Annotated in this window: 3 protein-coding genes; all 3 read left to right on the top strand. The window is 40.1% G+C overall.

Annotated elements, in window-relative coordinates; genetic code table 11:
- Positions 1 to 8: 8 nt before the first annotated feature.
- The 3 genes from B2R65_RS00885 to B2R65_RS00895 all read left to right on the top strand — a co-directional run bounded on the left by B2R65_RS00885 (position 9) and on the right by B2R65_RS00895 (position 7,205).
- On the top strand, positions 9 to 1,238 hold the full coding sequence (locus B2R65_RS00885; protein WP_154945526.1) for an ammonium transporter: 1,230 nt from the start codon (positions 9 to 11) through the stop codon (positions 1,236 to 1,238).
- A 149-nt stretch (positions 1,239 to 1,387) separates the two neighbouring features.
- On the top strand, positions 1,388 to 3,730 hold the full coding sequence (gene mrcB, locus B2R65_RS00890; RefSeq protein ID WP_286740284.1) for a penicillin-binding protein 1B: 2,343 nt from the start codon (positions 1,388 to 1,390) through the stop codon (positions 3,728 to 3,730).
- A 454-nt stretch (positions 3,731 to 4,184) separates the two neighbouring features.
- Positions 4,185 to 7,205 (top strand): TonB-dependent receptor, encoded by a 3,021-nt coding sequence (locus B2R65_RS00895; RefSeq protein WP_024034306.1) that lies wholly within the window; start codon positions 4,185 to 4,187, stop codon positions 7,203 to 7,205.
- Positions 7,206 to 7,230: the final 25 nt, after the last annotated feature.

Genomic DNA, 7,230 nt, shown 5'->3' on the forward strand with positions numbered 1-7,230 from the left:
GCTGATTAATGGAAAACACAATTGTAGAACTCAAATTTTCACTCGACACCTTTTATTTTCTGGTGTCGGGTATATTAGTAATGTGGATGGCAGCAGGTTTTGCCATGTTAGAAGCGGGTTTAGTTCGCTCTAAAAACACCACTGAAATTTTAACTAAAAACGTGGCGCTGTATTCTATCGCATGTACCATGTTTTTATTAGTTGGCTACAACATCATGTATGTAGACAACGCTGAAGGCGGCATCATCCCTTCAATTGGCGCATTAATTGGCACGCAAGCGGCCGATGCTGACCACTCTTTAGAATCTGACTTTTTCTTCCAAGTAGTATTTGTTGCAACGGCTATGTCGATTGTATCGGGTGCGGTTGCTGAACGTATGAAGTTATTTGCTTTCTTAGCATTTGCAGTTGTTTTAACTGGCTTTATTTACCCAATAGAAGGTTACTGGACATGGGGCGGCGGTTTCTTATCAGAAATGGGCTTTGTTGATTTTGCAGGCTCTGCCATTGTTCATGGTGCTGGTGCTGCAGCTGCTTTAGCAGGTGTAATTTTACTTGGCGCTCGTAAAGGTAAATACGGTAAAAACGGTGAAATTTACCCAATTCCAGGCTCTAACCTACCACTTGCTACATTAGGTACGTTTATTTTATGGATGGGTTGGTTTGGTTTTAACGGTGGTTCGCAATTACTTCTTTCAGACAAAGAAAATGCAACCGCTGTAGGTCAAATTTTACTTAACACCAATGCCGCAGCGGCAATGGGTGCAATTGCTGCACTGTTTGTATGTAAAGTGTTATGGGGTAAAGCTGATTTAACTATGGTACTAAATGGCGCATTAGCAGGTTTAGTTGTTATTACAGCAGACCCACTTTCACCATCTCCATTAATGGCGTGTTTACTAGGTATTTTAGGTGGCTCACTGGTTGTATTTAGCATTGTAGCTCTAGATAAAGCGAAGATTGATGACCCAGTAGGTGCTATCTCTGTTCACGGTGTATGTGGCGCGCTAGGTATTATGTTAGTGCCTGTATCTAACGGCGATGCAAACTTTGTAACACAGCTTATTGGTTTAGTGACTATTTTAGCCTTTGTTTTTGTAGCTTCATTTATTGTGTGGGCTATTTTAAAGCAAACTATGGGTATTCGCGTAACCGAAGAAGAAGAGCTAAGCGGTATGGACCAACACGATTGTGGTGTTGATGCTTACCCTGAGTTTGTATCTGTTCGCAGTAACTAGTATTAAATAGATTAATCATTGTGTTCACAAAGCCCTACCTTGGTAGGGCTTTTTTTCGTTTCAGGGAAGGTTAACTTTTCAGGTGTTAGGCTATACCCAATATGCTAAGCTCACACTCGTGAATAAACCTTGGAATAAATTACACTTAAATGGCTGACAACAAAAAAACACCCAGTAGTAAAACCACTCCTAAGCGTGCACCTAAAGCAACCAGCTCGCCACGTAAAGCTAAATCAAAAACGACTAAAAAAACGTCAAATACTGTTGCTAAACACTCATTTATGCGAAAAACATGGTCTGTTTTTTGGAAATTGAGCTTAGCTGTTTTTATTGCTATGGCCATGTATCTTATTTATTTAGATTCAAAAACAACACGTATATTTGAAGGTAATAAATGGCAGTTACCTGCCCAAGTATACGCACGCTCAATGGAGTTTTACCCAGGGCAGTTTTTATCTAGCCAAGAGGTTGTGTGGGAGCTTGAGCGCCTCAATTATTCATCAGTTAATAGGCTAAGCCGCACGGGCCAGTTTGTAAAAACAGCCGATAGCATAAAAATTTACCGACGTGATTTTGAATTTTATGATGGCCTTGAAGAATCGCACATTATTGAGCTACGTTTTGCGGGGCAAAAGGTAGCAACCATTAAAGATAAATTTGGCAGACGCCTAAACAGCGCTCGCCTAGAGCCTGTGCAAATAGCCCGTATTGGAAATGATTCAAAGCAAGATAGAGAGTTTGTACCGCTTGATAAGTTTCCGCCTATGTTGAAAGACACGTTATTAGTGGTAGAAGATCGGGATTTTTACCAGCACCATGGTGTGTCGGTATTTTCTATTTTGCGCGCGCTTTATTCAAATATTAAAGCAGGGCGTACCGTGCAAGGTGGTAGCACCTTAACGCAGCAGCTTGCAAAAAATATATACCTAACGCGTGAGCGTTCTTTAGTGCGTAAAATAAATGAGGCATTTATTGCGCTTATTCTAGATTACCGTTATTCAAAAGATCAGATTTTAGAAGCTTATTTAAATGAAGTTTACCTAGGTCAGTCTTATAACCAAGGCGTGCATGGCATGGGCTTGGCCTCTGAGTTTTATTTTTCAAAGCCTGTTGATGAGTTGGAATATGACCAAATAGCGCTGCTGGTGGCGATGGTCAAAGGGCCTTCGTATTACAATCCTCGACGCTATAAAGAACGCACTATGGAGCGTCGCGATCTAGTACTGCGCTTAATGGTTGAAAACAAGCTACTAACTACAAAAGAATACCGTGCATCACTTAAACGCCCAATTGATATAGCGCCTATGAAAGCAAGTTTACAAAAGTCATACCCTGGCTTTTTAGAACTTGTAAACCGTGAGCTTAAGCAGTTATTACCTGATCAAAAAACACTAGATGCTGGGGTTCGTGTATTTACTTACTTTGATTTGCAAAAACAAACGGCGATGGAAGAGTCCATTCAAAAAAGTTTACCGTATTTAGAAAAACGCCCTAACACCGATAAACTCGAAGCAGCCATGATCTCAGTTAATGTAGAAAAAGGCGGTGTGTCGGCTTTAGTGTCGGGGCGCGATGTTCGCTACTCAGGTTTTAACCGAGTGCTCGATACTAAACGAAATATTGGCTCTTTAGTTAAACCCGCGGTGTACTTAACAGCCTTGCAGTTACCACATTATAACTTAGCCACATTACTTGATGACTCCCCTGTGCAGGTAACAAATGAGCAAGGTAAAGTGTGGCAACCTGAGAACTTTGATCACCAATACCGAGGTGCATTGCCACTTTATAAAGCCTTTAGTAACAGTATTAATATTCCTGCGGTAAATTTAGGCCTAGATGTAGGTGTTGATAAAGTAGCAAATACGCTCAAAGGATTAGGCGCAAAAGGTAATATAGATGAATACCCCTCGCTGCTACTTGGTGCTGTAGAAATGTCGAGTTTTGAGGTTGCCCAGCTTTATACCACTATCGCAGCAGATGGCGAGTATAGAGAGCTTACCTCTATATCTGCGCTAACAGACTCGGTAGGTAACGTTTTGTATAAGCATAAAGTTAAGTCTGAGCCGCGCTTTGCAAAAGACGCTGTATATATGACTAAATATGCCATGAAGCGAGTAACAAAGGACGGCACCGCTAAGCGTTTAAATTTACACTTTCCATCAATTCAGCTTGCCGGTAAAACAGGCACTAGTAATGATTTACGTGATAGCTGGTTTGCAGGGTTTGATCAAAACACAGTGACCGTTGCATGGCTTGGTAGAGACGATAATAGAAGCACCGGTTTAACCGGTAGTGTGGGCGCCTTAGAAGCTTATATTCGTTACTTAAAACCGCTCAACCCTGAAGCAATAGCAGATACACGCCCGCCATCAATAAGATGGGCTTTCGTCAATGAAAGAACGGGTTTACAAGCACCGCCCGGATGCGGAAAAGTCATTCAGTTACCACTAAGAGCCAGTGAGTTTGAACCTAGGCCGCAGTGTATACGCTAATAAAATAAAACCTTAATAATAAAACCGCTAACTCAGCGGTTTTATTATATTTGCTTCACTATCTAGCAATCAAAATTTGAAACTAAATAAATTTTAATTACTTTTATTAGCTTGTTTTCTTATAAATAAATTAAAAAGCTGTGAGTATAATTAGAGTAAAATAGCACTTTGCGAGATTAAAAATAAGATCATTGTAACGAGTATGTTAATAGTTTGATTAACTGAATTGTTGTTAATTAATTACCTGTTTTTGTTTCTTTAAATTAACATTGAGAATTTTATATTTCACAAATAAACATGTAAAAATAAATTTAAGCTGTTGTTTTTAAATTATTTTTATTTATGTTTTATCTTTGTTTAATTAACATATTTACAATTTGTACCCTTTTGTTACCCTCTGTATGCATTTTGTATAAAGTGCAAAAATAATTATAAACTTAACAGGGATAAGAGTATGAAAAATATTTTCAAAAAAAATCTTACGGCAATAGCGGTTCTCGCTTCACTAGGTGTAGCGCTTCCAGCAGTGGCATCTGATGTTGTAGGTTCTATCGATAATATTTCCACTACAGCAGGGTATACCGTAACAGTAAAAAATCCTGCAACAGGGTTAGAAAGAACATTAAATATTTCTGAAGACGGTTCATTTCGATTTGCTTCATTGCCTTCAGGTAGCTATCAAATACAAATCTTAAAAAACGGCGCCGTTGTAGCTGAAGATAGTGTGCGCGTTTCATTAGGTGCTAATGCAAAAGCGAGCTTTGATTTAGCACAAGTCAGTGATTCCGGTCCTGAAGTAATTCAAGTATTAGGCGCTCGTATTTCTTCGATTGATTTAACAACTGCCGATTCTGGCCTAGTTATTACAGATGCTGAAATAGACCGTATGCCGATAAACAGAGACCTTACCTCGGTTGCATTGTTGGCACCAGGAGCTGTTAAAGGAGACAGTGCTTTTGGTAATACTGCGTCGTTTGGTGGCTCATCAGTAGCTGAAAATGCATGTTATATTAATGGCTTAGAGGTTACTAATACACGCCAAGGCCTTGGTTGTGGTGAAGTACCGTTTGAGTTCTATGACCAGTTCCAAGTTAAAACGGGTGGTTACTCTGCCAAATTTGGCCGCGCAACCGGTGGTACCATAAATACAACTACTAAAAGTGGTACAAATGAGTGGGAATTTGCGGCAGTTGTGCAATTTCAACCAGACTCTTTGCAAGAAGAGGGAAGTATTTCTCGTGGTAACAATGGCGCAGGTCAAATATTTAGAGATGAAAGCTTAGACACTGATAGCAAAACAGATGTGACTATTTCTGCTGGTGGTCCTCTAATTGAAGACACGTTGTTTTTCTATGGATTAATTAACCCAAGGGATACTGAGTCTACATACACGTGGGGTGGAGATGAATTTTCGCCAAACGATCAATACCGTAATGAATCAGCTTCTGGTGGCGATAATTTATTTTGGGGCGGTAAGCTTGATTGGGATATTAATGAAAACCATAGGTTAAGCTACTTTGCTTATTCTAATCGTCGTGATATTGAGCGTTCAGTATACGAATACAATAACGGTACTGTGGGCGATCGTATCGATGGCGCCATTTTAAAGCGTGGTGGTGAAGCACAAAGCTTAAGTTATACGGGTGTTTTAACCGAAGACCTAGTTGTTACTGCAATGGCTGGTAATATTAAAACCGAATATGAAACGCAATCAGAAAACTTGGTTTGTCCATCTATTACCGACTCTCGAGGTACTGCTAATCCAATCACTGGCTGTGGTGCAGGCGGTAGCTTTGGTGCCAATAATGATGAAAATACCCAATATCGCTTAGATGTTGAATATGTATGGAATGACCATGAAATAACATTTGGTATTGATTACCAAGAGCGTAAGTCTGAGAATATAAGTAGTCCTATCGGTGGTCACAGCTATGATTACAGAACTCTTGCAGATAATGGTAGTTGGCAAGCCGATAATGGCGCACTAACAAATAACACTGGTGCCGCGCTTGACTATGTTGAAGACCGTATCTTTGATGGCGGCGGCAGCTTTGAATCAGAGTTAACAGCTTACTACATAGAAGATCAGTGGCAAGTAACAGAGGATTTCTCAGTTAAAGTTGGCTTACGTATTGATGAGTTTGATAGCTGGGGTACGACTGGTAAGTTACTAACTAGCTTTGAAACAGATATTGCACCTAGACTAGGCTTCACATGGGATCCTACAGGTACAGGCGACACTAAAGTTTATGGTACATATGGGCGTTATTACTTACCCGTAGCCAATAATACTATTTTTAGAGCCGCATCAGGGGTTAGTGATATAACCACAGCTTATACGTATACTGGTGTTGATTCGCAAACTGGCGCACCAACAGGCCTAACGCCATTAGCTGATACGCTTGGGAATGGTGGTATTCAAAACTCACAGCAAGTGAGTGGTGTACCGGTTATACCTGAAAAAGATATCTTCCAAGCGCAAGAGGCTGATCCATTCTCTAAAGATGAATATATTATTGGTATACAGCAAGCTTTAAATGATGAATATACAGTAGGTGTTAAAGGTATATACCGCGAAGTTGCAACAGCATTAGATGACTACTGTGGGCGATATGCATACCCTTACTGCGTAATGATAAACCCTGGCGATTCGTCTAGCTGGTACAGTGACGGTTACTACTGGAATGGAACCGATTGGGGAGATTCATCATTCAATAACGACGGTGTTCCAGATAGTGGTTCTTTAACTACCTATTCAGCAGAAACAATAGGCCTACCTAAAGCAAATAATGAATACACCGCTGTAGAGTTTAGCCTTGACTATAAAGCTGACACTATTCGTTATCAGTTTGGTTATACATGGGCTAGAAGTGTAGGTAATTTTGAAGGTGCTGTTAAATCAGATATTGGTCAAGCTGATGCGGGTATTACCCAAGACTTTGACTTTCCAGCAGTTATGGATGGATCTCAGGGCTATCAACCTAATGATAGACGCCATACATTTAAATTCTTTGGTAGTTGGGAGCCAATGGAAGACTTAACTGTAGGCTGGAATGCTACTTTACAAAGCGGGCGTCCTAAGAGCTTATTTGGTCAAGGCTATCCATCTACCGATCCAAATTTAAATGGCGGTTGGGGTGATACTTTCTACATTTATACTAATGAGTGTCCAGATACAAATGGCAACGGCGACTGTGATCAAGATGAGAAAATCTATGAAAAACATAGCCGAGGCACAAATGGCCGTACACCTTGGGTATTTAACTTAGATTTATCTGCTGCATATGATTTCACAGTATCTGATATCGACATGCGTGCATCGGTTAATGTATTTAACATTTTCAACTCGCAAACAGAGTCATCACTGAATGAACACTATGAGCAAAATGAAGGTGAAGTAAATGCGTACCATGATGCTGCATACTCTTGGCAAACACCACGTTACGTTCGTATAGGTTTGGAAGCTCGCTTTTAATACTTATTAATAACTAACCTTAAAA

Origin of the sequence: Pseudoalteromonas sp. UBA2102 (assembly GCF_002331165.1) — a bacterium.
Lineage (GTDB): Bacteria > Pseudomonadota > Gammaproteobacteria > Enterobacterales > Alteromonadaceae > Pseudoalteromonas > Pseudoalteromonas atlantica.

Coding starts and splice junctions, on each gene's coding strand:
- B2R65_RS00885 (WP_154945526.1), top strand. CDS start 9: ATGGAAAACACAATTGTAGAACTCAAATTTTCACTCGACACCTTTTAT.
- mrcB (WP_286740284.1), top strand. CDS start 1,388: ATGGCTGACAACAAAAAAACACCCAGTAGTAAAACCACTCCTAAGCGT.
- B2R65_RS00895 (WP_024034306.1), top strand. CDS start 4,185: ATGAAAAATATTTTCAAAAAAAATCTTACGGCAATAGCGGTTCTCGCT.